The organism is Burkholderia sp. AU33545 (assembly GCF_020419685.1).
Taxonomy (GTDB): Bacteria; Pseudomonadota; Gammaproteobacteria; order Burkholderiales; family Burkholderiaceae; genus Burkholderia; species Burkholderia diffusa.
Window position 1 is genome coordinate 215,609 of sequence record NZ_JAIZRQ010000003.1, and the last position, 24,377, is coordinate 239,985.

A 24,377-nucleotide genomic window follows, 5' to 3' on the forward strand; every position below is an offset into this window, starting at 1 on the left:
AGGCGGCAGATGCCGCCGCCTTGTCGTCGCGCCGCGCAGGTGCTTACGGGTTCGGGCCGGTCGCGATCGGACGCGACGGATCGGCGCTCCATTCGCTCCACGAGCCCGGATACAGCGACGCGCCATGCAGCCCCGCGATTTCGAGCGCGAGCGCGTTGTGGCATGCGGTCACGCCGGACCCGCATTGCAGGATCACGCTGTTCGGTTCGGTGCCGGCCAGCAGCGTGGTGAATGTCTCGCGCAGCTCATGGCCGGTCTTGAAGCGGCCGTCGGCGGCCAGGTTGTCCTTGAAGAACCGGTTGCGTGCGCCGGGAATGTGGCCGCCGACACGATCGATCGTTTCGTTTTCGCCGCGATAGCGATCCGGTGCGCGCGCATCGATCACGACGCGCGTGGCCGACGTCACGTTCGCGAGCACGGCTGCCGCGTCGACCGTCGATTCGAGCGGGGTCGTCGCGCGGAAGTCGCCGGCGGCCGGATGCGGCACGTCGGTGGTCAGCGGCTGGCCGGCCGCTTCCCATGCCTGCAGGCCGCCGTCGAGCAGCGCGACGGAATCGTGCCCGAGCCAGCGCAGCAGCCACCAAAGCCGCGCCGCATAGGCGCCGCCTTGTGCGTCATAGGCGATGACCTGCTGGCCCTGCTTGACGCCGCGGCTGGCGATCAGCGTCGCGAATGCGTCGCGGGTCGGCAGCGGATGGCGCCCGTTGGTGCCGGTCTTGCGGCCGGACAGGTCGCGGTCGAGATGGAGATACTGCGCGCCGGGGATATGGCCGGCCGCATAGGCGGCTTCGCCTGCGCCCGGATCGACGAGGTCGAAGCGGCAGTCGAACACGGCGACGCTGCCCGGCGCCGCGGCCAGCCGCTCGGCGAGATTGGCTGCGGAGATGAGCGTGGTGTAGTGGGTGTGTGGCATGACGGCTCCCTGGAGTGCAAACGGCCTGATACTCCAAGTCTAAACAAAAAAAGACGGGCCGAAACCCGTCTTTTGATATGCCGAATGCCATGCGGCGCTGGCGCGCCGCGCGCGGTCAGATGTCGCCGAGGTGGCGGCGCAGAAACTCGTGGAAGTGCTGCATGCCGTCTTCCATCGGGCTCTGGTATGGCCCGACCTGCGATTCGCCGCGCGCCATCAGTGCGCGGCGGCCCGCGTCCATCCGCATCGCAATTTCGTCGTCCTCGATGGCCGTTTCCATATAGGCGGCGCGCTCGGCCTCGACGAACTCGCGTTCGAACAGCGCGATTTCCTCGGGGTAATAGAACTCGACGATGTTGGTCGTCTTCTGCGGCCCGCGCGGAATCAGCCACGACACGACGAGCACGTGCGGATACCACTCGATCATCAGGCCCGGGTAGTAGACCATCCAGATCGCGCCGAACTCCGGCGGCACGCCGTTGCGGAACTTGAGCACCTGCTCGTGCCACTTCTGGTAGGTCGCGCTGCCCGGTTTCGCGAGGGCGTTGTGCACGCCGACCGTCTGCACGCTGTACCAGTCGCCGAACTCCCATTTGAGATCGTCGCACGACACGAAGCTGCCGAGGCCCGGATGGAACGGGACGACGTGATAATCCTCGAGGTAGACCTCGATGAACGTCTTCCAGTTGTAATCGCACTCGTGCACTTCGAAGTGATCGAAGTGATACTCGGAGAAGTCGAAGTGATGCTTCGTGCCGAGGTTCGCGAGATCGCGCGCGACGTTGCGGCCTTCGGCCTCGAACAGCAGCCCCTGCCAGTTCTGCAGCGGGCTCTTGCCGAGGTTCAGGCACGGCTTGTCGGGGAAGTGCGGCGCGCCGAGCAGCTGGCCTTCCAGATCGTACGTCCAGCGGTGCAGCGGACACACGATGTTCTGCGTGTGGCCGCGCCCGTTCAGCATGATCGCCTGCCGGTGACGGCACACGTTCGACAGCAGTTCGATCTGGTTCGCCGGGTTGCGGACCAGCACGCGACCTTCCTTCTCGGACGGCAGCGCAAAATAATCCCCCGCCTCGGGCACCATCAATTCGTGCCCGACGTAACGAGGTCCTTTCTTGAAGAGGGTTTCGATCTCGCGCTCAAGGAGCGCCTCATCGAAATATGCAGTGACTGGAAGCTGGCTGTGGGCCGACTTCAACTGAAGCGCATCGCTCAGATTGGACATTCCCACTCCCGGTGTTAGCGTGAAAGCAGTGAACAACCCAACCATCGAAAAATCGATTTAGGGAAACGGGCAATTATACCCGGTTCGCCTCGCAAGGCTAGGATTAAGTGCCTGATTTGTGTCAATTTTTTGTCGGGAGACAATCGGGGTGCGCACCCCGTGTGTCGAAGATGGGGCCGGAAGATGTGCCGGGGTGCCCACGTCGGCAGATCGGAGAATTCTCTTTTGCCGTAGAATGTCCGACTTGTTTTGAAATTTGACACCCTCGTCCATGGCGAAAACCGCATCCCCAGGCGCCACGCCGCCCGGCAATGGCACCGAACCGTTGCCGGACAATTATGAGATGGCGCTCGCGGAACTCGAGACGCTGGTTGCACGGATGGAAGGCGGCGCGTTGAGCCTCGAGGATTCACTGGCGGCGTATCGCCGCGGTGCGACCCTCGTTGCGTTTTGCCAACAGCAGCTCGAGAAAGTGGAGCAGCAGGTTCGCGTGCTGGACGGCGCGACCCTGAAGCCGCTTTCGTCCGGCACGGCCGCCACGGACGGCGAAGACGACGATCTATGACATTCGAACAATGGATGCGGTCCGTGCTCGACCGTGTCGAGGACGCACTCGGCCACTATTTGCCGGCTGATAATGTGGTGCCCACGCAGCTTCACGAAGCGATGCGTTACGCGGTCCTCGGCGGCGGCAAACGCGTTCGCCCGCTGCTGTGCCATGCAGCAGGCGAACTGACCGGCGCGACCGAAGCGGCGCGCAACGCAGCGGCGGCGGCGCTGGAGATGATCCACGTTTACTCGCTCGTGCACGACGACATGCCGTGCATGGACGACGACGCGCTGCGACGCGGCAAGCCGACCGTGCACGTGCAGTATGACGAGCCGACGGCGCTGCTGGTCGGCGATGCGCTGCAGTCGCAGGCATTCGTCGCGCTGACCGACGCCGTGGCACTGACTCCGGTGCAGCAGGCTGCGCTCGTGCGCGAGCTGGCGCTGGCGAGCGGCTCGATCGGCATGGCCGGCGGGCAAGCGATCGACCTGGCGAGCGTCGGCCTCAAGCTGACGCGTGAACAGCTCGAGACGATGCACCGGATGAAGACGGGCGCGCTGCTGCGTGCCGCCGTGCGGATGGGTGCGCTGGCCGGCGACACGCCGTCGGCGGAAGCGATGGCCGCGCTCGACGTTTACGCGGGCGCCGTGGGTCTGGCCTTCCAGGTCGTCGACGACATTCTCGACGTCACGACCGATTCGGCGACGCTCGGCAAGACGGCAGGCAAGGATGCGGCGAACGACAAGCCGACCTACGTATCGATCCTCGGCCTCGACGCATCGCGTGAGCTCGCGGCCCAGCTGCGCGCCGAAGCGCACGATGCGCTGAAACCGTTCGGCGCACGCGCACAGCGTCTCGCCGAACTTGCCGACCTGGTGGTGAACCGGGTCAGCTGACGCGAAGCCCGCCGCTGCGCACACGCTACGGTGCGTGCAATAGAATGCGGGCGCGTTTGATTTCCTACAATGGAACGACGATGTACGACTTGCTGAAAACCATCGACGACCCGGCGGATCTGCGCCGCCTCGATCGTCGCCAACTCCAACCGCTCGCGGATGAACTGCGCGCGTTCGTGCTCGACAGCGTGTCGAAGACGGGCGGCCATCTGTCGTCCAACCTCGGGACGGTCGAGCTGACGATCGCGTTGCACTACGTGTTCAACACGCCGAACGACCGGATCGTCTGGGACGTGGGTCACCAGACCTACCCGCACAAGATCCTGACGGGCCGCCGCGACCAAATGCATTCGCTGCGCCAGTACGGGGGCATCTCGGGTTTCCCGCGCCGCAGCGAGTCCGAATACGACACGTTCGGCACCGCGCATTCGAGCACGTCGATCTCGGCGGCGCTCGGGATGGCGATCGGCAGCCAGCTGAACGGCGACGACCGCTTCTCGATCGCGGTGATCGGCGACGGCGCGATGACGGCTGGCATGGCGTTCGAGGCGATGAACAACGCGGGCGTGTCGGAGGATGCGAAGCTGCTCGTGATCCTCAACGACAACGACATGTCGATTTCGCCGCCGGTCGGCGCGCTGAACCGCCATCTCGCACGCCTGATGTCGGGCCGCTTCTACGCGGCCGCGCGTGCGGGCGTCGAGCGCGTGCTGAGCGTCGCGCCGCCGGTGCTCGAACTCGCGCGCAAGCTCGAGGAGCACGCGAAGGGCATGGTCGTGCCGGCCACGCTGTTCGAAGAGTTCGGCTTCAACTACATCGGCCCGATCGACGGTCACGATCTCGATTCGCTGATCCCGACGCTGCAGAACATCCGCGAACTGCGCGGCCCGCAATTCCTGCACGTGGTGACGAAGAAAGGCCAGGGCTACAAGCTCGCCGAAGCCGATCCCGTGCTCTACCACGGCCCCGGCAAGTTCAACCCGGCAGAAGGCATCAAGCCGTCGGCCACGCCCGCGAAGAAGACGTATACGCAAGTGTTCGGCGAATGGCTGTGCGATGAAGCCGAGCGCGATTCGCGCGTCGTCGGCATCACGCCCGCGATGCGCGAAGGCTCGGGCATGGTCGAGTTCGAGAAGCGCTTCAAGGATCGCTACTACGACGTCGGCATCGCCGAGCAGCACGCGGTGACGTTCGCGGGCGGCCTCGCGACCGAAGGGCTGAAGCCCGTTGTCGCGATCTACTCGACGTTCCTGCAGCGTGCGTACGACCAGCTGATCCATGACGTCGCGCTGCAGAACCTGCCGGTCGTGTTCGCGATCGACCGCGCGGGCCTCGTCGGCGCGGACGGTGCGACGCACGCGGGCGCGTACGATCTCGCCTTCATGCGCTGCATTCCGAACATGACGATCATGGCCGCGTCCGACGAGAACGAGTGCCGCCAGATGCTGCACACGGCGCTTCAGCAGCCGAACCCGACCGCGGTGCGTTATCCGCGCGGCGCGGGCACGGGCGTGGCGACGGTGAAGGAATTCACCGAAATTCCGCTCGGCAAGGGTGAAGTGCGTCGCCGCACGTCGCAGCCGGAAGGCAAGCGCGTTGCGATCCTCGCGTTCGGCACGATGGTTGCGCCGTCGCTTGTGGCAGGCGAGGAGCTCGATGCAACGGTCGCGAACATGCGCTTCGTGAAGCCGGTCGATGCCGCGCTCGTGCGCGAACTCGCCGAGACGCACGACTACCTTGTCACGGTCGAGGAAGGTTGCGTGATGGGCGGCGCGGGCTCGGCCTGCGTGGAAGCCCTGATGGAGAGTGGGGTTATCCGACCCGTACTACAATTGGGCCTCCCTGACCAGTTCGTCGATCACGGCGACCACGCAAAGCTGTTGTCGCAATGCGGCCTTGACGGCGCGGGCATCGCGAAATCGATTCGCGAACGCTTCCTCAACGCGGCGGCCGATGTCGCCGGTCAGGCGAAGCGCGTCGCATAAGCTGGCGCCGCCTGTGGGCGGCGTCGGTGCGACTGGCGCAACCGGTCTACATTGATGCGGAAAACATGGGCCTGCGGGCCCATGTTGCTTTTCCGGCTGCCGCATGACGCGGCGTGCGCGTCGTCGGACGCGCGGCTTACAAGGATTGAAAAAGATGAACCAGATGAATCCCGCCTTCGTGATGCCCGACGTGCAGAGCACGGTGGATACCCGCCAGATTCCGATTCAGCGCGTGGGCGTGAAGGCGGTCCGGCATCCGTTGACGGTGTGCACCGAGAGCGGCGACGTGCAGCCGACCGTCGGCGTCTGGAATCTCGACGTGCGCCTGCCTGCCGATCAGAAGGGCACGCACATGTCGCGCTTCGTCGCGCTGCTCGAGGAGAATCGTGCGCCGCTGACGGTCGAGCGCTTCCGTTCGATGCTCGCGTCGATGCTCGAGAAGCTGGAAGCCGAGGCCGGCCGGATCGAGGTCACGTTCCCGTACTTCGTGAACAAGACGGCACCGGTGTCGGGCGTGCAGAGCCTGCTCGACTATGAAGTGACGCTCGCGGGCGAAAGCCGCAACGGCGAAGCGCGCCTGTTCCTGAAGGTGCTCGTGCCGGTGACGAGCCTGTGCCCGTGCTCGAAGAAGATCTCGCAGTACGGTGCGCACAACCAGCGCTCGCACGTGACGATCGACGCCGAGCTCGCGGCCGACCTGCCGGTCGAGGCGCTGATCCGCATCGCGGAAGAGGAAGCGTCGTGCGAGCTGTGGGGCTTGCTGAAGCGTCCGGACGAGAAGTTCGTCACGGAGCGTGCGTACGAAAATCCGAAGTTCGTCGAGGATCTGGTGCGCGACGTCGCGCAGCGTCTCGATGCGGACGACCGCGTCGTCGCCTACGTGCTCGAAGCCGAGAACTTCGAGTCGATCCACAATCACAGCGCGTATGCGCTGATCGAACGCGACAAGCGGCACGCTGCGTGACGTTGTGCCGCTGTAACGGAAAAGGCCGCTCGATCGAGCGGCCTTTGTGTTTTGGCTGGTGATGTCCGGTGCGTGCCGGTGCGTCGTGCGAATCAGCGTGCGAGCGACGCGAGATCCCAGCGCGGTTTCACCGTGAACGCGTAGTCGGCGTTCGCCTGCTCGGGCCAGCGGCCGAGCCGCAATGCGCCGGCGAGTGCGATCATCGCGCCGTTGTCGGTGCAGAGCGCAAGATCCGGATAGTGCACGTCGAAGCCGCGCTTGGTCGCGGCGGCCGACAGCGCGGCCCGCAACTGGCGGTTCGCGCCGACGCCGCCCGCCACTACGAGGCGCTTGAGCTTCGTCTTCTTGAGTGCGGCGAGCGACTTTGCGACGAGCACGTCGACGGCTGCATCGACGAAGCCGCGCGCGAGATCGGCCTTCGCGCGTTCGAGCGCTTCGCCTTCGAGTTTTGCCGCCTCGAACTTCTTCATCTGCGTGAGCACGGCCGTCTTCAGGCCGCTGAAGCTGAAGTCGAGATCGCCCGAATGGAGCATCGGGCGCGGCAGCACGACGGCGCCCGGCGTGCCCGTTTCCGCGAGTTTCGACACTTCCGGGCCGCCCGGGTAGCCGAGGCCGATCAGCTTCGCCGTCTTGTCGAATGCTTCGCCGGCCGCGTCGTCGAGCGTCTCGCCGAGCGTCTCGTACACGCCGACATCGGTCACGCGCATCAGCTGCGTGTGGCCGCCCGACACCAGCAGCGCGATGAACGGGAACGGCGGCGGTTCGTCGACGAGCAGCGGGGACAGCAGGTGGCCTTCGAGGTGATGGATGCCGACGGTCGGCTTGTTCCATGCCAGCGCGAGCGCATTCGCGATGCTCGCGCCGACCAGCAGCGCGCCGGCCAGGCCGGGGCCTTGAGTGAATGCGATCGCGTCGATGTCCTCGCGGCGCGTGCCGCTTTGCGCCATGACTTCCTCGAGCAGCGGCAGCGCGCGGCGGATGTGGTCGCGCGATGCGAGCTCGGGCACGACGCCGCCGTATTCGCGGTGCATCGCGATCTGCGAATGAAGCGCATGCGCGAGCAGGCCGCGCTGCGTGTCGTAGAGCGCGAGGCCGGTTTCGTCGCAGGAGCTTTCGATGCCGAGAACGAGCATGGGTAGAGGCGGTGCGAGCTGCGTCGAGCGCGCCGCACAAAGGTAAACGTAACCGCAAATTATAGCAGGCGAGGGCCTGCCGCCGCTGGGGCGCGGCCCGGGTGCGCGGCCAGGCAGGTACAATCCGCGCCATGGAAACTTACGATATCGCCGTGATCGGCGCGGGCGCCGCCGGGATGATGAGCGCCGCAGTCGCCGGGCAACTCGGCCGCCGCGTGGTGCTGATCGACCACGCGCCGCGGCTCGCCGAGAAAATCCGCATCTCGGGCGGCGGCCGCTGCAACTTCACGAATCTCCATGCGGGCCCCGACAATTATCTGTCGTCGAATCCGCATTTCGCGCGCTCGGCGCTTGCGCGCTACACGCCGCGCGACTTCCTCGGGCTGCTCAAGCGCCATCACGTCACCTGGCACGAAAAGCACAAGGGGCAGCTCTTTTGCGATCACGGCAGCGACGCGATCATCGACATGCTGAAGCACGAATGCGATGCGGGCGGGATTGCCTGGCGCCGGCCGGTGGCCGTCGACGCGGTGCGCCACGCGCCGGCCGACGGCTTCACGCTCGACACGCAGCAGGCGGGGCCGATCCGCGCACGCGCGCTGATCGTCGCCACCGGCGGACTGTCGATCCCGAAGATCGGCGCGACCGACTTCGGCTACCGGCTCGCGAAGCAGTTCGGCCACAAGCTCGTCGATACGCGGCCCGCGCTCGTGCCGCTGACCTTTGCGCAGCGGGACTGGGAGCCGTTCGCGGCGCTGTCCGGCGTGTCGGTCGAAGTGCGCGTGTCGACCGGCGACAAGAAGCACGGCGGCGAATTCGTCGAGGATCTGCTGCTGACCCATCGGGGCTTGTCGGGCCCCGGCATCCTGCAGATTTCCAGCTACTGGCAATCCGGCGACCCGATCCGCATCGACCTGCTGCCGCAGCGCGACGTGGTGGCCGACCTGCTCGACGCGAAGCGCACGTCGAAGCGCCAGATCGGTTCGCTGCTCGCGGACTGGGTGCCGTCGCGCCTCGCTCACGTGTGGCTCGACACGCATCGCGTCGCGGCGGACGCGCGGCTCGCGGACCTGCCCGACAAGATGCTGCGTCAGATCGGCGATGCGCTGTCCGGCTGGACGCTGACGCCGAACGGCACCGAGGGCTACAAGAAGGCCGAGGTGACGAAGGGCGGCGTCGATACGCGCGAACTGTCGTCGGCGACGATGATGAGCGCGCGGGTGCCGGGGCTGTTCTTCATCGGCGAGGCGGTGGACGTGACGGGCTGGCTCGGCGGCTACAATTTCCAGTGGGCGTGGGCATCCGGCACGGCGGCCGGGCAGGCGGCGGCGGAGTTTGCGCGGGGCGCCTGACACGGCTGCGTGGGCCCCCCATTGACGGGGGCAGGCCCTTATGTCTTTGCGCGGCGCTCTGCTATACTTGCAAGTCTTCCCTGCAAACCTTTATTCGTGTCGGATCATGACGATCATTCGCGTTAAAGAAAACGAGCCGTTCGAAGTCGCCATGCGCCGCTTCAAGCGCACGATCGAGAAGAACGGTCTGCTGACCGAGCTTCGTGCGCGGGAGTTTTACGAGAAGCCGACCGCCGAGCGCAAGCGCAAGAAGGCTGCCGCAGTGAAGCGTCATTACAAGCGGATCCGCAGCCAGACGCTGCCGAAGAAGCTGTACTGAACGATTGAGCGCCGCGCGATTCACTGAGCGGCGCACCGGCGACCTCCGCACGATCGGCCTCGATCTGGGGCTGCGAGTCGCCGATGCCGGATTCGAGCAACCCGCTTGAGACTTAGTCCCAAGCGGGTTTTTGTGTTGACGCCCGTTCGCGGGCGTTGAAATCACGTTTCCATCCCGGGTGCAAGATGAGTTTGAAAGAGCAGATCAGCGAAGACATGAAGGCCGCGATGCGCGCGAAGGAAAGCGAGCGTCTGGCGACGATTCGCCTGCTGATGGCCGCGATCAAGCAGCGCGAGGTCGATGATCGGGTGACCCTCGACGACGCGGGCATCACCGCCGTGATCGACAAGATGATCAAGCAGCGCAAGGACTCGATCAGCCAGTTCGAAGCCGCAGGCCGCGACGATCTCGTCGCGAAGGAACAGGCCGAGCTGACCGTGCTGGGCGCCTACATGCCCGCGCAGCTTTCGGACGCCGAAGTGGCTGCCGAAGTCCAGGCCGCTGTCGCGGCAACGGGCGCGGCCGGCCCGCAGGACATGGGCAAGGTGATGGGCGTGCTGAAGGGCAAGCTTGCCGGTCGGGCCGACATGACGGCCGTTTCCGCGCAGGTCAAGGCCGCGCTGTCGAAGTAAAACCCGCTTCCCGGCGCGCCGCATGCGCGTGCGCCGGGGCGTCGTATTGTCTTTTTTTCGCTCGATCCCACGGTGATTCCGCATTCGTTCCTGCAGGATTTGCTGAACCGCGTCGATATCGTCGACGTGGTGGGCCGGTATGTGCAGCTCAAGAAGGGCGGCGCCAACTTCATGGGGTTGTGCCCGTTCCATAACGAGAAGAGCCCGTCGTTTACCGTCAGCCCGACCAAGCAGTTCTATCACTGCTTCGGCTGCGGCGCGCACGGCACGGCGATCGGTTTCCTGATGGAGCATGCGGGGCTCACGTTCCCGGAAGCCGTGCAGGAGCTCGCGCAATCGGTCGGACTGACCGTGCCGCACGAGCCGTCCATGCGCGGCGGAGGCGGTGCGGGTGGCGGTGACTATCCGGCGCCCGTGTCGAAATCGGTCGCGACCGCGCTGTCCGACGCGATGTCCACCGCGTGCGACTACTACCGCAAGCAATTGCGCGGCGCGACCGTCGCGATCCAGTATCTGAAGAACCGGGGCCTGACCGGTGAGATTGCCGCGCGCTTCGGGCTCGGCTATGCGCCGGACGGCTGGCAGAACCTCGAAACCGCGTTCCCGGACTACCGCGACGACTCGCTCGTCGAATCCGGGCTCGTGATCGTCAGCGAGAAAACCGATGCACAGGGCGTCGCGCGACGCTACGACCGGTTCCGCGAGCGGATCATGTTCCCGATTCGCAACGTGAAGGGGCAGGTGATCGGGTTCGGTGGCCGCGTGCTCGGCAGCGGTGAGCCGAAGTACCTGAATTCGCCCGAAACGCCACTGTTCAACAAGGGCAGCGAGCTGTACGGGCTGTTCGAGGCGCGCCTTGCGATCCGCGAGCGCAAGTACGTGCTGGTCGTCGAAGGCTACATGGACGTCGTCGCGCTCGCGCAGCTCGGCTTCCCGAACGCGGTTGCGACGCTCGGCACGGCGTGCACGCCGATCCATGTGCAGAAGTTGCTGCGTCAGACGGACACGGTCATTTTCAGCTTCGACGGCGACTCGGCCGGCCGGCGTGCGGCGCGCCGCGCGCTCGAGGCGTGTCTGCCGCATGCGGCGGACAACCGGACGATCCGATTCCTTTTCCTGCCGTCCGAGCACGATCCGGACAGCTACGTACGCGAATTCGGCGCGGACGCGTTTTCCGAGCAGGTCGAGCGCGCGATGCCGCTGTCACAATTTCTGTTGAACGAAGCAATTGCCGGCAAGGCGCTCGACCAGCCGGAAGGTCGAGCGAAGGCGCTGTTCGACGCGAAGCCGCTGCTGCAGGCGCTGCCGGCGAACGCGTTGCGCGCGCAGATCATGCACATGTTCGCCGACCGGCTCGATATCCCGTTCGAGGAAGTCGCGGCGCTGTCGGATGTCGATGCGCGCATCGCGGCGCCGGCGCGCCAGGCGCCCGCGCGCAGCGAGCGGCGGCGTGTGACGGACAGCGAAAAGCGCGCGTTGCGTACGCTCGTGATGCATCCGCGGATCGCGTCGCAGCTCGACGACGAACAGCTTGCGACCCTGCGCGCGCTGCCGCGGATCGGCGAGCTGTTCGCCGAAGTCGTCGAGCATGCGCGTGCGCTGGGCGACGGCGCGGAGTTCCGGCTGCTGTCGGATGTCCTGCGGACGTCCTCGAACGGCGCGACTTACGAGGAAATCTTCCGCGAAATTCTGGACTATGATGAAAACGTCCGCGATTTGCTGTTACAGAATCCGGAAGACGAGACGGTGCCCGAGCGGCAGCGTGAACAGGAACGGATCGCGGGGGAGGAGCTGCAGGCCGCGGTGCTCAAGATGCGCTACGACGCCTGCTGCGACCGGCTCGATCGGCTTGCGCGGCAGTCCACCTTCACACCCGAGGAACTGGCGGAATTGACGGAATTGAACCAGCAGCGAACCGACATGAAGCGTCGGCTCGGGCTGTAGGCGGCCGGGGCGCCAAGAGAGGGCGCCCCAGCGTGCTATAATATAAGGTTTCCAGCGGTTTGTTTTCTAAGCAGAGGCGAGATTCGCGATGGCAAAGACGACAGGCGGAAAGAAAGCAACAGGCAAGGGCTCGACGGAGCCGACCACGAAGGTCACAGCGGCCAAGTCTGCTTCTTCCACCAGGACAGTGTCTTCAGCCACGTCAGCCCCGGCAGGAAAGAAAACCGCGGCCGGCACTGCTCAGGCTGCGCCGGCGCCGGCAGCCAGAACACGGGCTGCCGCCAGACCCGACTCCGGGCCGGCCAAGCCGGCGGCGAAGCGGGCAAGTGCGAAAAGCGCAAGGGACACGACTGCCGCCGCGGACGAAACGGCAGTACGTACTACTCATGCACCCACGGTTCAACCGGCTGTCGTCCAGCAGCCGCGAGTCGATATAGCCGGTACGGCGAACTCCATGACCAAAAAGCTGAACGAAGTATCCGTCGATGACGACGCAAATCAGAGCGACGAGCAGCCCGCAGCCGCGGCTGCCCCGGGCAAATCCAAGGTGCGCGATCGTCGCGCCAAGGAAAAGGCGCTGCTGAAGGAAGCGTTCGCGACGAGCACGCCCGGCACGGCCGAGGAGCTCGAAGAGCGCCGCGTGAAGCTGCGCGCGCTGATCAAGCTCGGCAAGGAGCGTGGCTTCCTCACGTATGCCGAAATCAACGACCACCTGCCGGACAACTTCACCGAGACCGAAGCCCTCGAAGGCATCATCGGCACGTTCAACGACATGGGCGTGGCGGTTTACGAGCAGGCGCCGGACGCGGAAACGCTGCTCCTGAACGACAACGCGCCGGCCGCGTCGTCGGACGATGAAGTCGAGGAAGAAGCGGAAGTCGCGCTGTCGACCGTCGATTCGGAATTCGGTCGCACGACCGATCCGGTCCGGATGTACATGCGCGAGATGGGCACGGTCGAGCTGCTCACGCGCGAAGGCGAAATCGAGATCGCGAAGCGGATCGAGGACGGCCTGCGCCACATGGTGATGGCGATTTCCGCGTGCCCGACGACGATCGCCGACATCCTCGCGATGGCCGAGCGCGTCGCGAACGAAGAGATCCGCGTCGACGAACTCGTCGACGGCCTGCTCGATCCGAATGCTTCGGACTCCGCCGATACGGACGGTTTCTCGGCGAAGGAAGCCGAAGCGATCGAGAACGAGGACGAGGAAGCCGAAGAGGAAGAGGAAGAAGAGGAAGAGGAGGATGATGACGGTGCCGCCCAGGCAACCGCCAACGCCGCCCAGCTCGAAGCCCTCAAGCGCGCATCGCTCGACAAGTTCTCGCAGATCAGCGAGTGGTTCGACAAGATGCGCCGCGCGTTCGAAAAGGAAGGCTACAAGTCGAAGTCCTACCTGAAGGCGCAGGAAACGATCCAGACCGAACTGATGACGATCCGCTTCACTGCGCGTACCGTCGAGCGTCTGTGCGACACGCTGCGTGCGCAAGTGGACGAAGTGCGTCAGGTCGAGCGCCAGATTCTGCACATCGTCGTCGACAAGTGCGGCATGCCGCGTTCGGAATTCATCGCGCGCTTCCCTGGCAGCGAGACGGATCTCGACTGGGCCGAGAAGATCGCGGCCGAAGGTCATTCGTACAGCGCGGTCCTGTCGCGCAATATCCCGGCGATCCGCGAACAGCAGCAGCGTCTGCTCGACCTGCAGGCGCGCGTCGTGCTGCCGCTGAAGGACCTGAAGGAAACCAACCGCCAGATGGCGGCCGGCGAACTGAAGGCACGTCAGGCGAAGCGTGAAATGACCGAGGCGAACCTGCGTCTCGTGATTTCGATCGCGAAGAAGTACACGAACCGCGGCCTGCAGTTCCTCGACCTGATCCAGGAAGGCAACATCGGCCTGATGAAGGCGGTGGACAAGTTCGAATACCGTCGCGGCTACAAGTTCTCGACCTATGCGACGTGGTGGATTCGCCAGGCCATCACGCGTTCGATCGCGGACCAGGCGCGCACGATCCGTATTCCGGTTCACATGATCGAAACGATCAACAAGATGAACCGCATCTCGCGGCAGATCCTGCAGGAAACCGGTCTCGAGCCGGATCCGGCAACGCTCGCCGAGAAGATGGAGATGCCGGAAGACAAGATTCGCAAGATCATGAAGATCGCGAAGGAGCCGATCTCGATGGAAACGCCGATCGGTGACGACGACGATTCCCATCTCGGCGACTTCATCGAGGACAACAACACGGTCGCGCCGGCGGATGCCGCGCTGCATGCAAGCATGCGCGACGTCGTGAAGGACGTGCTCGATTCGCTGACGCCGCGCGAGGCGAAGGTGCTGCGGATGCGCTTCGGTATCGAGATGAGCACCGATCACACGCTCGAGGAAGTCGGCAAGCAGTTCGACGTCACCCGCGAGCGGATCCGTCAGATCGAGGCAAAGGCGCTGCGCAAGCTGCGTCACCCGAGCCGTTCCGACAAGCTGAAGTCGTTCCTCGAAGGGAACTGATTTCCAGCGTCTTACTTGCGAACGCCGCCGGTATCCGCGTGATACCGGTGGCGTTTGTCCTCTTTAGCGTCTTTGTTGTTACAATGCCGGCCCGGCTTGGTTGCCGGAGTGGCATGTAGCACACGTTGCTTCTTGTCTGGGCCCCTAGCTCATGCTTGGTTAGAGCAGCGAACTCATAATTCGTTGGTGCCGGGTTCGACTCCCGGGGGGCCCACCAGATTCCCTTCCAAGGCTATCCAAGGAAGTCTCGAAACCCGCGACGCCGCAAGGCTTCGCGGGTTTTTCTTTTGCGCGCTGCCTGAATGTGTCGAGCGTGTTGAATGCGTTCACGCCGGCGTCGCGTGTCGCATCGCCGCCACCGGGAAAACGCGCGGAGCGTGCCGTCCCGATATCATCGAAGTATGCTGTAGCGCGGTCGGCGCGCACGATCGAGAATCGTCGAGTGCGCGAACCGCAGGGCAGCGCCGCGTTCCGTTCGGCAGCCAGAACAAACACAAACAGACTTCGCCCGACAGTGGGGGCGGCCATCATGATCACGTTGCGTTCGTGGAGTGCGATTCTGTCGTTGCTGATGCTTGCCGCATGCGCCAGCCTGCCGCCGCAGGCCGGTCGCGCGCCAACGCACGCATTTACCGATACGGAAACCACGCGCCTCGGCGTCGCATTCCGTCAGCAGGCCGCCGCCCATCCGGGGCAGGACGCGTTTCATCTGCTGCGCGATCCCGTCGATGCACTCGATGCGCGCGTGCTGCTCGCCGATCGCGCGGACCGCTCACTGGACCTTCAGTACTACATCTGGCACGACGACCTGACCGGGCACGAGCTCGCGGATGCGATCATCCGTGCGGCCGATCGCGGGGTTCGCGTGCGCGCGCTGCTCGACGATCTCGGGACGAATGCGGACGACCAAAAGCTGCTCGAGATCAGTTCGCATCCGAACATCGAGATCCGGCTCTTCAATCCAGTCGCCACACGCCACTTCAAGAAGGTCGGCACGGTGCTCGAATTCTCCCGCGTCAACCGGCGCATGCACAACAAGGCGATGATCGCGGACAACCAGGCGGCGATCGTCGGCGGCCGCAATATCGGAGACGAATATTTCGGCGCGTCGTCGATGCTGGAGTTCGGCGATCTCGATGTGGTCGTGCACGGCCCCGTCGTGAACGACATCTCGACCGAATTCGATACGTTCTGGAATTCACCGTATGCGTATCCGATCGATGCGCTGGTCGGGCACGACGCGGCGCCGGGCGGCCTCGACCGGGAGCGCGAACGGTTGCGCGATTACCTGCGCGCGATGGAGGACAATCCGTACGTGCTCGAGGCGCGACACAGGCTCGACCAGATCGTGCACGGGCAGGGCACCGAGCTGTCCTGGGGCCAGGCGACGGTCCTGTACGACGATCCGGCGAAGATCGCACGCTCGCCGAAGGACAGCGACGGACACCTCATGCCGCAACTGCGCGCACTCGCGTTGCGGCCCGAGCAGGAGCTGCTGATCGTGTCGCCGTACTTCGTGCCGGGCAAGGACATGGTCGAACGCCTGCACGCGCTCACGGCACGCGGCGTGCGCGTGACGATCCTGACCAACTCGCTCGCATCGACCGACGTCGCGGCCGTGCATGCCGGCTACCGGCGCTATCGGCGTGCGCTGCTGGAAGCCGGCGTGAGGCTTTACGAACGGCGGCCGTCCGGCGACAAGAGCATTTCGAAGCAGGTCATCATCGGCTCGTCGCGTGCTTCGCTGCATGCGAAGACCTATGTGTTCGATCGCAAGAGCATCTTCATCGGTTCGATGAATCTCGATCCGCGTTCGCTGAATCTCAATACCGAGATCGGCGTTTACTGCGAGAGCGCGGCGATTGCGTCGGAAGTCGCGGCGGACCTGGAGCCGCGGCTCGATCAAATCGCGTGGCGAGTCGAATCGAGGACCGACCCGGCCGGGAAGGGGCGGCTCAAGTGGATTCAGACTGACGCGGACGGGAAAGTGACCGAACTCGATCACGAACCGGAAGTATCGGCGGCGCGGCGCATGGAAGTATGGTTTCTGGGCTTGTTTCCGATCGAATCGCAGCTGTGATTTCGCTTGCCCGCGACGACCGCGGGCGGCGTGTGCCGACGCGCAGCGTCGATCCGGAGGCCGTGCGCGCACTGGCGCTGATGCGGCTCCGGGCGCGCAAAACGACCCGCACCCGGAAACCGCACCATTCATCGCGCGATCAGCGCGCGAAATCAGACGTGCTCTGGATGAACGTGTTCAGCTTCGAGATGTTCACGCTGCCGAAGCCCGTCGTCGCGTCCCAGCCGGCCTTCGCCTTGTAGCCGTACGTGCCGCTGCCGTTGTTGCCGGACGTCACGTCGTGCACCAGCGCCGCATTGCTCGGAAAGTACTTGTAGATGCTCGACGCCGGGAATCCGAGCGCGTTGTTGTTGGCCGATTGCAGCCGCGCCCAGATGCCGGTGAAGATCGGTGCGGCGAGGCTCGTGCCGCCTTCGTTGTTCAGGTAGCCCGAGCCCCAAAGCGTATCGGACGTCTGGCCGTTCACCACGAGGATCGCGCCGGTGCGCAGGTCGGCGTCGAAACCGACGTCCGGCAGTGCGCGCTTGGTCGACCCGGTGAGGCTCGACGATTGCCACGACGGCGCGGCTTCGTACTTGCTGTAGCCGCCGCCCGTCGACCATACGGTGCCCGGCTGCCAGCTCGGATCGTTCCACACGATTTCGCTGTTGTATGCGTTGGTCGACGTGTTGGTGAATAGCGTCGTGCCGCCCACTGCGATCACGTACGGCGAAGTCGCGGGCTCGCTCACCGTGTAGGTCGAGCGCGACGGCGTGCCGCTCGCGCATTCGTACGCGCCGTGGTCGCCGGCCGATACGGAGAAGGTCTGACCTTGCGCGATGGCCTGCTTGAAGATGGTATCGTCGGTCGCCTGCGAGCCGGTGCTGTACGCGGACGATTCGCACACGCCGAGCGACACGTTGATGACCTTCGCGACGTTGTCGCTCACCGCCTTGTTGTACGCGGCGGTAATCGCGGTGAGCGACATCGACGGCGCCACGTAGAACACGACCTGCTTCACGCTGCCGCCGGCAGCGCCGACGATAGACTGGCTGTCGAGGTTCCATTCGACGGTGCCGGACGTATCGGTGTACGAACTACCTGACGGACCCGTCTGCACGACGCTGCTGCTGATCGTACCGAGGCCGTTGTTGGCGGCGAACGTGTTGAGGTCGCTGACCGTCTGCGACAGGTCGCCTTCGGAGATGATGCCGACGGTGGTTTGCGAGGCCGTCGGCGTGCCGTCGCCGCCATAGAGCGACGAGAATTCCGTCGGGTAGTGCGGCACCGCGGATGCACCTGCCGGAATCGTCAGGTTGCTGGTGTTGCCTTGCGGTTTGCTGCCCGCGCCGGTATGCATGAGCTCGACGTTCTGCAGCCCCAGCACGGCACCGACGATGCCTGAGATTGCGTTCGGCACCTGCGCGGCATCGGTGTTCGCGTAAACGTTGCGGCCGTTGCGCGTGAAGCGCTTGAGCGTCGTGCGGAACGCCGATTTGACCGTTGCCGCGGTGCCCGACGCGGACACGAGCAGGCGGTTCGGCGCAACCACGATGTTGACGAAGCCGGCCTGGCGCAGGTGCGCGACGACGGAGGCAACCTGCTGGTCGGTCGGCGCGTATTGCGCGGCGAACTGCGCCGACGTGAGGAACTGCTTGTAGTGCGGCGAGCCGGGTGTATGCAGATCGTGCAGGTACTGGTCGAGTTGCGCTTCGTTGCGCAGGTTCAGCCCGAGCACGATGTCGATCGATTCGCCGGGCGCCATCTCGGTGGCAGCCGCGGCAGCGGCGGCGGTACTGGCCGCCGGCGCGCCGGCGGTACTGCTGCTTTCACCTTGCTGGACGAGCGGCAGGAATCCCTTGGTGCGCGTTTCCGTCCAGCCGGCGGCCGGTGCGGCATGGGCGGCCGTCATGCCGAACGAAGCGGCTGCTGCTGCGGCGAAGGCGAGCTTGGCGATGCGGATGTGCTTTAGTTTCTTGTCTGCAACCTGATTCATTTTGAATTACCCCTCCGGTTGAACATCGAACTGCACGAACAACAACGGTCGACGGCGGCGCGGATCGTGCGCCGCCGATATCCGCCGCGCTCGCGCGGATGGCGCGGACGCGACGGGGCCTTTCGCCCGACCCGGATGGATGGTGATCCTCCGGGGGCGAAATGCTGGAATGCTCGGTAACGGGGGCGCTGCGCCGCGATGCGACCCGGCCGCGCCGGCAGGCCTGATGCAGGCGAGCTAGAGCAAAAGTTTCGGTATCCTGCTCATCTGGTTCAGTCCTTCGGCCTGCTGCCGGACGGCAGCTGCCCAATGAATGCATCGGGATGTTGCATGCGCCAACGGAAGAAGCGACGGTCGGCGGCGAGAACTTCGGTGCGGCGGAAGCGAGATGCGTTGAGCGGGAACGATTGCGTGGTCTGCAGTTCGTCGGATTGCTTGCATCGGACGGTATCAAGAACGAAAGTTCGGTGTCAAACTTTTTCTGATTATATGAAACAAAGTTAAATGAAATTGGATGAAATGCTTTTGAAAAGTCATGAGGCATTTTGTAATTTTCAAACCAGAAACCGGGTGCAATTGCAGCTCCGTCCTTCGGATAATTTGCGATTCGATTCGTAATGCACGAACCGTATTCGAGAAATCATTCGAATCTCTCGTGCCCGTTTTCCGTCCCGGAACGCAGGGTTCGACGCGCGTCGGGCGCGTCCGGCGACTCAACCTGATCAGATCGACGGCTCGTCGCGAGAACGGGGTGGGTCGGCGCATCGTGATGGATCGCATCGCGCGGCGAAGCGACCGGATGACACAACGTGTCGACGATTAGTGCGGCGATGCTGACGATCAGCACGGCGACAACCAGTTGCGCGCGATGAGTCCGTTCGGCCAGTTGACGGTATTCCACCCTCGTGCCGCGTTCCACGCTGCAACTGCTCGATTGGGATCGTTTAGCGGTGAAGGTGCCGCGCGCTGCTGATGGCGACCATTGCGGATCAGACGCGGGTTCTGCGCGAACACTGGCATGTGCCGCGCGGCGCATCGGGTGGCGAGCGGGCCGCCCCGGCGAATGCGGCGAAGCGCGTTCAGCGCGCGATGAAAACCGCCGCGCGTCGAGCGCGGCTATCGGTCGTTCGATGGCACGAGCACAGGCACGGCGCGACGCGCGGTGGCCGGGTCAACGGCATCCGCACGATCAGTCCGGCTTGCGCTCCGGTGCAGCACGCGGTGGCGGCTCGGCGACCGGGGTGCCGGCGGTAGGGCCACCATTCTCATCGTTCTCGGGCGCCACGGGCCGCGAACCGTCGTCATACGCGACGAGGCTGCGCTGCGGATTCGCGATCCGGATTCCGCGTTCGCGGAACAGCACCGCGATACGCCGGTTGAATTCGCGCTGCACACCCCAGCGCGCAGAGTCCTTGCACTGGATCTGTCCGGCCAGCGCGATCGTCGCGCCGTCGACCTGGTCGATGCCCCAGTAGCTGAAATCCGACAGGATGCCGTCCTTGTAATTCGGATCGTCGCGCAACGCGGCGCCGATCTCCTTCAGCGTCTCGATCGCGCGATCGATGTCCTGGCCGTACGCGATGCTGACCTTGACGGCTGCGTTGCCGAGCCCGCGATTCGTGTTGTTGACGGTCGTAACGGAGCTGAACGGGATCGTGTACAGCGACCCGTCGCCCGCGCGCAGCCGCACGGTGCGGATCGACAGGTATTCGACCGTGCCGGACACGCCGGCGAGCGTGACCCAGTCTCCCACCTGCATCGCGTTCTCCATCAGCAGGAAGATCCCGGTGATGAAATCCTGTACGAGCTTTTGCGAGCCGAAGCCGAGCGCGACGCCGAAGATGCTGGCGCCGGCGAGCAGCGGACCGATGTTCACGCCGATTTCGCTGAGGCCCGTCAGCACGACGACGAGCGCGATCATGATGAACAGCAGCGAACGCAGCATCGGCAGCAGCGTGCGCAACCGCGCCGCGCGCACGAGGTTGCCTTCGTGTGTCCACTGCTGCAGGCGGCGCTCGATCGCGATGTTCGCGGCTTCCCATACGATCAGCGCGACGACGGCCGCGATCGCGATCGTGATCAGCGCCGACGCGAGCCGATGGCCGATCGTGCCGGTCTGGAAGGCGTGGAAGATCGGCACGCCCCAGATCTGCAGCAGCACCACGACGGTCGCGACGGCGATCACCGCCGACACGATCTGGCGCACCAGCGGGTAGTAGCGGTACGCGTGCAGGTGGACCAGCGTGCGATCGTCGTCGCGGCGCTGGAACAGTCGAGCGAGCGCACCGAACACGACGATCGACACGATCCGCATGCCGATCATCGCGGCGATCGAGCGGCCGCCGAGCGTGATCAGCACGCGGTAGCCGTTGTGGACGTCGAGCGCCCACACGAACCACAGCGCCATCACGACGAATACCGAAACGGGCGCCCACGCGTCGGCGAGCGCGTTGCCGATCATCGCGAAGGCCGGCCGATCGTCGCCGGCCGCGCGGATGCGGGCGGCGACCGGCTGGCGGCACCTGAGAATCAGCGCCGAGATCATCAAGTGGCCGACGAGCGCGACGGCTTTCAGCAGCGCGACGTGACCGGCGTCGCTGAGGCCGAAGCTCGCGGCGATCTCGACCGCGGCCGTGCAGACGCCGACGACGATCGCGATCCGCGCGATCGAGCGCTGCGCGATCGCGGCCCATGCGTCGCTGACGTGCAGCAGCCGCAATTGCGGTGCATCGGGCTGGAAGAACAGCCGGCTGACAATCGTCACGAGGCGGCAGATCACGTAGATGTCGATCAGCGATTCGAGTGCGGTTTCGGTCGGCGTGCCGCCGCCGTCGAGCACCGACATCGTCAGGCTCGCGACACCGACGAACGCCAGCAGCGGCACCACGCGCAGCGCGAGGCTGACCAGCGCGCGCGGCATCCGGCGCAGCAGCGTGGTGTGGCGCCGCGCATGGCCACGGCCTTGCGACGACGTATCGGGTGCGGCGGTGCCGTCGGCGCCGGCGCTGGCGTCGGCCGGCGCTGACGGGCTGGCGTCGTCCGGCCCGGCTGGCTCGGGCTCGGCCCGACGCGACGATTCGGCCCGACGCGTGCCCATGGCGGCCAGCGCGCGCCGCAGGAGCCGCTTCGCGAACCATTCGACGACGAACGCGGGCACGAGCACGGCGAGGATGACCAGGATCGCGCGCGTGAGGTCCGCGCGTTCGTCGGTTCGCACCAGCCGCTCGTGCCACCAGCGGCCGACGGAGCCGACATCGAGCAGCGAGCGCAGCGATTCGTTCAGCGCGGCGCCGATTTCGCCGGCCCAATGTGCCCCCTGCCGGACGAGCATCGACGCGAGCCCGTTCGTCGTGAGCGCGGCTGGGGCGGCGGATGCCGCGCTGGCCGGTGTCGCGGCGCTCGCCGGAAGCGCGGGCGTGCTCAGCACGCCGACGGCCGCGATCGCGCGCAACGTCGTTTCGACCTGCTCGCGCTCGCGTGGATTTTGCAGGACGGAGAGGGCCTGCTGAGCCTGTTGCGGCGTCAATGCCGGCACGGCGCCGGAGGCCGCCGATGGGGCGGCTGGTGCAGGGGTAGCCGCGTGGGCGATCGATACGACGGCGGCGAGCAGCCAGCCGAGCAGGAAATGTCGCATGGGGAGGCATGCGGGCGCACATCGAAAAGTGGCCCGCCGGTCTGGACGATGGACGGAAGTTAACATGATCGCGAACGGACCCGAATAGTTCCGCCGACGAATTTTCGCTTGCGACGTGGCGGGTCGGGAACGAAACGTGCTCGCCGGCACATCGATTCGGTGCAAACCACGACTGCGGCTACATGCAGCGAACTCCGGATTCCTGATGAATCAGCCCTGCTCGTCGTGAAAGATCGGCAGCACGTGCTCGGCGATTTCCTCGATGACCTCGCGCACGGGCCGGTCCGAGCCGGGATTCAGCGTGACGTGGTGCGTGCCGGCTGCGCGCATGTCCCGCAAGATGCCGACCAACGCATTCCGTCCGGTCGCGTAGCCGAGCGACAGCGCGCGGGCCGGCGCATCGCGATTCGCATCGAGATCGAGCCGCATCGACACGCCGAATGCGCGAAAGCCCGGTTGAGCCAGCCGGTCGACGGCCGCGCGCCACATCGAATAACGAGAACGCTGCGTGTCCGGATCGCGGTGGTACGTCATCCAGCCGATCGCGTTCCGAGCGATCCAGTCGACGCTCTGTCCGCCCGAACCGACCGCGAGCATCGGCACCGCGGCATCGCCGCGCGGCAGCAGCGTGAAGTCGGGCGCGTCCGGCGGTGTTTCGTCGGGCAGCACGCGGGACGGCACGCCGAGCGCGGCCGCAACGATGTCCCAATGCCGGCGATACCGGTCGCGCCGCGTTTGAGCATCGACGCCAAACGCCGCATATTCGGGCGGCCGGTCACCGGAGCCGAGGCCGAGGATGAAGCGCCCGCCGGACAGCGTCGCGACAGACAGCGCGCCTTTCGCGATATGCAGCGGATGTCGCAGCGGCAGCACGATCGCGCCGCTGGCGAGCACGATCCGGCGCGTGCGCGACGCGAGCGCGCCGAGCAGCACCCACGGATCGAGGTGCCCGACCGGGTCGGGATAGTCGGCGCTGTTCAGCGGTACGTCGCGAATCCACAGTGCGCGAAAGCCGAGCGAATCGGCCCGCGCCGCGAGTTCGAGCTGCTCGTTGAAATCGGCGACGGTCCGGCCGCTGCGCAGCAGCGGCAGCGTCAGGCCGATCGACAGCCGCTCGGCCGAGAAGATGCGCTGCGCGACGTCGGCGCGGCCGGAGGCGGGCAGGGGCATGTCCATTCCTTGAAGACGGGGCGAAGCGGGCGCGCTCCGTACGGTGTTCGCATGCTAGCGTGTTTGCACGACGCTTACGACGCGCGGCGAGCGATACACGGCGGCATCGGCGGGTCCGGCATGATCGGCGCCTTCGGTCATCGGGCAATCAATCGGCATGAACTGTCCTCGGCAAGTGGTGGCCGGTCTTGTGGCGGGCACGGTGCTGTTCGTGTTCGGCGGCGCTCGCACGGTTGAGGCGACGCACGCCGATCTATGCAGGACCGCCGAGGAGTCGGGCATCACGGCGGGCCTCCGGGATGGGTTGCCTCGGATCACGTGCGCGCTCGACCACGCATGCGCGGCCACGGGCGGGCGATTGTAAGTGGATCGTCGGGTGTCGTGCAGGTGCAGACGTCTCGCCGGTGCACACGTCACATTCCTGCAACACCGGCGCCGCGCCCCGTCCGCCGATCGCGCGCGCCGTTTCCCGTCGTTTCACTTTCGAAACGTTCACGCATTTCTGTCGCCGCCCGATCTGCATCGGGGTCACTTCACCGGCCGCGCCGCCTTGCGCCGCGAAGCATGGTGCGCTCCTTGCATATCTGTGTGTGCCGTGAGCGCGATCGCCGGCGCGGTAGAGGGCCGGCCATCGCTTCAGTGGGTCGGACGCATCGAAGACGGGGACAAGAGAATGAGAACAGACCGAATCGCAACGTGTCGTGTTGCAAAAATGAATCGCCGACCTGCCCGAGAATTCGTTTCACCGTTGATTGCGGTGACATGAGCGTGCGGCTTTTCGTTCCATCCCAACAATCCGGGTTCGTTCCGAACGACGACGTGCAGGCGTGACGCACCAGGCCGACCGGTGCCAGTCGGCCGTCGGGGATGAACCGCCGAGCACGTGGATGGGCAATCAATCATGAGATATGGATCGTCATGCCGACGCGCGAAACGCCTGCGTGCCGAGCGCGACGCATGCGTGTGCCTGCCGCACGCACCGCCGCGCGGCGATCCGCCCGACATCGGGAAATCGAAGGTGTAGTCCAGGGGAAAGGTCCGCCGGCGGCGCCGCGGTGGATCCGACGACATTGTGCTGTCAGTTGATCCACTACCCCGATGG

General features: G+C 65.5%; 17 protein-coding genes and 1 tRNA gene. 11 read left to right on the forward strand and 7 right to left on the reverse strand.

The window, feature by feature from the left end:
- Nucleotides 1–43 precede the first annotated feature (43 nt).
- Nucleotides 44–913: a sulfurtransferase gene (locus LGM71_RS11060; RefSeq protein WP_124906248.1), complete on the reverse strand. Its 870-nt coding sequence runs from the start codon at nt 911–913 to the stop codon at nt 44–46.
- A 115-nt stretch (nt 914–1,028) separates the two neighbouring features.
- Nucleotides 1,029–2,135, reverse strand: coding sequence for an aromatic ring-hydroxylating oxygenase subunit alpha (locus LGM71_RS11065; RefSeq protein WP_226114853.1), 1,107 nt, complete (start codon nt 2,133–2,135; stop codon nt 1,029–1,031).
- 271 nt (nt 2,136–2,406) lie between these two features.
- Here LGM71_RS11065 and LGM71_RS11070 point away from each other — a divergent pair, with 271 nt between their 5' ends.
- The 4 genes from LGM71_RS11070 (at nt 2,407) to folE2 (ending at nt 6,530) form a co-directional block, all read left to right on the forward strand.
- Nucleotides 2,407–2,700 (forward strand): exodeoxyribonuclease VII small subunit, encoded by a 294-nt coding sequence (locus LGM71_RS11070; RefSeq protein WP_006479428.1) that lies wholly within the window; start codon nt 2,407–2,409, stop codon nt 2,698–2,700.
- Nucleotides 2,697–3,581: a polyprenyl synthetase family protein gene (locus LGM71_RS11075; protein WP_059601727.1), complete on the forward strand. Its 885-nt coding sequence runs from the start codon at nt 2,697–2,699 to the stop codon at nt 3,579–3,581. Before LGM71_RS11070 ends, LGM71_RS11075 begins: the two co-directional genes overlap by 4 nt.
- Before the next feature lie 80 nt (nt 3,582–3,661).
- The gene (dxs, locus tag LGM71_RS11080) at nt 3,662–5,566 is read left to right on the forward strand and encodes a 1-deoxy-D-xylulose-5-phosphate synthase (RefSeq protein WP_059601729.1); all 1,905 of its coding nucleotides are present in this window, start codon (nt 3,662–3,664) and stop codon (nt 5,564–5,566) included.
- 154 nt (nt 5,567–5,720) lie between these two features.
- Entirely contained in the window at nt 5,721–6,530 is an 810-nt protein-coding gene (folE2, locus tag LGM71_RS11085) for a GTP cyclohydrolase FolE2 (protein WP_226114854.1), read from the forward strand.
- Nucleotides 6,531–6,622: 92 nt separating this feature from the next.
- On the opposite strand, the gene tsaD is transcribed toward folE2, so the two are convergent.
- Nucleotides 6,623–7,663, reverse strand: a complete 1,041-nt coding sequence (gene tsaD / locus LGM71_RS11090) for a tRNA (adenosine(37)-N6)-threonylcarbamoyltransferase complex transferase subunit TsaD (protein ID WP_151048552.1) — start codon at nt 7,661–7,663, stop codon at nt 6,623–6,625.
- A gap of 122 nt (nt 7,664–7,785) precedes the next feature.
- Between tsaD and LGM71_RS11095 the strand changes: the two genes are divergently transcribed.
- The 7 genes from LGM71_RS11095 to LGM71_RS11125 all read left to right on the forward strand — a co-directional run bounded on the left by LGM71_RS11095 (nt 7,786) and on the right by LGM71_RS11125 (nt 16,496).
- Complete coding sequence (locus LGM71_RS11095) at nt 7,786–9,015, forward strand: NAD(P)/FAD-dependent oxidoreductase (protein ID WP_319000385.1); 1,230 nt, start codon at nt 7,786–7,788, stop codon at nt 9,013–9,015.
- Between the two features lie 106 nt (nt 9,016–9,121).
- A complete protein-coding gene (rpsU, locus tag LGM71_RS11100; RefSeq protein ID WP_006479415.1) occupies nt 9,122–9,334 on the forward strand; it encodes a 30S ribosomal protein S21 in 213 nt (70 codons plus the stop codon).
- A gap of 185 nt (nt 9,335–9,519) precedes the next feature.
- The gene (locus LGM71_RS11105; RefSeq protein ID WP_059524656.1) at nt 9,520–9,966 is read left to right on the forward strand and encodes a GatB/YqeY domain-containing protein; all 447 of its coding nucleotides are present in this window, start codon (nt 9,520–9,522) and stop codon (nt 9,964–9,966) included.
- Between the two features lie 72 nt (nt 9,967–10,038).
- Nucleotides 10,039–11,910 carry a DNA primase gene (dnaG, locus tag LGM71_RS11110; RefSeq protein ID WP_226114856.1) on the forward strand — a complete coding sequence of 624 codons (1,872 nt, stop codon included), beginning with the start codon at nt 10,039–10,041 and terminating at the stop codon, nt 11,908–11,910.
- A gap of 88 nt (nt 11,911–11,998) precedes the next feature.
- Entirely contained in the window at nt 11,999–14,416 is a 2,418-nt protein-coding gene (gene rpoD, locus LGM71_RS11115) for an RNA polymerase sigma factor RpoD (RefSeq protein ID WP_082728921.1), read from the forward strand.
- A gap of 138 nt (nt 14,417–14,554) precedes the next feature.
- Nucleotides 14,555–14,633 (forward strand) — tRNA-Ile (locus LGM71_RS11120).
- A gap of 312 nt (nt 14,634–14,945) precedes the next feature.
- Nucleotides 14,946–16,496 carry a phospholipase D family protein gene (locus LGM71_RS11125; RefSeq protein ID WP_124621175.1) on the forward strand — a complete coding sequence of 517 codons (1,551 nt, stop codon included), beginning with the start codon at nt 14,946–14,948 and terminating at the stop codon, nt 16,494–16,496.
- A 139-nt stretch (nt 16,497–16,635) separates the two neighbouring features.
- Here LGM71_RS11125 and LGM71_RS11130 read toward each other — a convergent pair whose 3' ends face one another.
- The 4 genes from LGM71_RS11130 to LGM71_RS11145 all read right to left on the reverse strand — a co-directional run bounded on the left by LGM71_RS11130 (nt 16,636) and on the right by LGM71_RS11145 (nt 23,275).
- Nucleotides 16,636–18,471 (reverse strand): protease pro-enzyme activation domain-containing protein, encoded by a 1,836-nt coding sequence (locus LGM71_RS11130; protein WP_226114857.1) that lies wholly within the window; start codon nt 18,469–18,471, stop codon nt 16,636–16,638.
- 640 nt (nt 18,472–19,111) lie between these two features.
- Nucleotides 19,112–19,390, reverse strand: a complete 279-nt coding sequence (locus tag LGM71_RS11135; protein ID WP_226114858.1) for a hypothetical protein — start codon at nt 19,388–19,390, stop codon at nt 19,112–19,114.
- Between the two features lie 270 nt (nt 19,391–19,660).
- Nucleotides 19,661–22,105: a mechanosensitive ion channel family protein gene (locus LGM71_RS11140; RefSeq protein WP_226114859.1), complete on the reverse strand. Its 2,445-nt coding sequence runs from the start codon at nt 22,103–22,105 to the stop codon at nt 19,661–19,663.
- Nucleotides 22,106–22,315: 210 nt separating this feature from the next.
- Nucleotides 22,316–23,275: an LLM class oxidoreductase gene (locus tag LGM71_RS11145; protein WP_059601862.1), complete on the reverse strand. Its 960-nt coding sequence runs from the start codon at nt 23,273–23,275 to the stop codon at nt 22,316–22,318.
- Between the last annotated feature and the right edge of the window lie 1,102 nt (nt 23,276–24,377).